This is a genomic window from Crossiella sp. CA198, from assembly GCF_052078295.1.
Lineage (GTDB): Bacteria > Actinomycetota > Actinomycetes > Mycobacteriales > Pseudonocardiaceae > Crossiella.
This window is the reverse complement of the sequence record NZ_JBQJIM010000070.1, coordinates 1-1,487: the sequence shown is the minus strand read 5'-3', so window position 1 is coordinate 1,487 and position 1,487 is coordinate 1. Positions and strand designations below refer to the sequence as shown.

The 1,487-nt window shown below is 65.2% G+C and carries 1 protein-coding gene; it reads left to right on the top strand.

Going from position 1 to position 1,487, the window contains the following annotated elements; all coding sequences use genetic code 11:
• Positions 1-285: 285 nt before the first annotated feature.
• Positions 286-1,487: IS110 family transposase (locus tag ACTOWY_RS44760; RefSeq protein WP_441315693.1), on the top strand; the 1,202-nt coding region annotated here is incomplete at its 3' end.

Below are 1,487 nucleotides of genomic sequence, written 5' to 3'. Positions count from 1 at the left end.
CGCTGATAGGGCTACCTTCATTCATGGCCGGGACCTCCGGGGAACGCTCTGCTCGCTTGTCCTGCGAGGACTGAAATGAGACGGCGTCCCCGGAGGTTTCAGCCGGAGGCTCGCCATCTCGGAAGGTGTCGTCCCGATGAGGACTGGTCTATCAGCACGATGCAATGCCTCCCGCTCCGGTCGTTTCGATGGTCGCGAGGAGAGGAGTCGAGTCATTTGCTTGGCGTTGGTATTGACTGGGCAGAATCGTTTCACGATGTGGCGTTGGGTCAGCCAGGAACGGGAGTGATCGAACAGTTCCGTTTCGACCACACCGCCGCCGGAGTCCGGCGACTGGTAACCCGATGCCTGGAACTGGAACCCGACCCCGCCGAAATCCGAGTCGTTCTGGAAACCCGACACGGCGCGCTGGTCGAAGCGTTGACCGACGCGGGTTTCACAGTGCTGCCGGTCAACCCCGATCTGGTAGCCCGCCGCCGCGGCCCAGCCAAAAAGAAAGACGACGCCGAAGACGCCCGCATCTGCTGTTTCATGGCACTGGATCAGTTCCTGGAACTGCGGAAACTGATCCCGCACGGCGAACTGGCCGGCGAGTTGCGCACGATCGCCCGCGACGACGAGCGGGCCGCCCGCGACCAACGGCGTCTGTTGAACCGGCTGCGCGCTGACCTGCTGGCCACCTTCCCCGCCGCGCTGACCATCGCCGGTGACGACCTCGGCTCGCCGGTAATGCTGAAACTGCTGGCGCGCTGGCCTGCCCAGACTCACCTGGCCGCAGCCAGCCGAGAGGACATCGAAGGGCTCGCCCGAGCCGCCAAACACGGCTGGCCGGACCGGTTCGCCGCGCGCGTGACCGATGCCCTGGCCGCCGAGCAGCTGCCCGTCAAGGACTATCTGGTCCGAGCGAAAGAAACCACCATCGGTCTGACCGCCACCCAATTGCTGGCGTTGCGAACGGCCCGCAAAGCCTGGGAACGCCGCATGGGTGAACTTCTGCTGGGCTCGGCCCGCTACGGCCGAGCGAGACAACCGAAGGAGCCTGATCCGGGAAAAGCGATCCCGGGCGGTGATATCTATCTCAGCTTCCCCGGACTCGGGGACCGGCTCGCCGCCCGGATCGCCGGAGAAATCGGAGACCACATCGAGCAGTTCGACACACCCAACGGGCTGCAATGCTACGCCGGAACAGCGCCGGTCACCCGCCGGTCCGGCCGCAGCGAACTCGTGGTAGCCCGACGTTTGGCCCACAACCGCTATCTCGGCACGGCCGTGCATCAATGGGCTTTCTGCAGCCTGACCACCTCGTGCTGGGCACGCCAGTTCTACGACGCGAAAATCACCGCCGGTAAAGCACACCACAGCGCCCTGCGTGCCCTGGCTAACCGGTGGCTGGAAATTCTGTGGCACTGCCTCACCCGAGGCGTCCGCTACGACGAAACCGTTCACCTTCGCAACCGACAACAGGCCCTCCACCCGCCGTCGGCGGC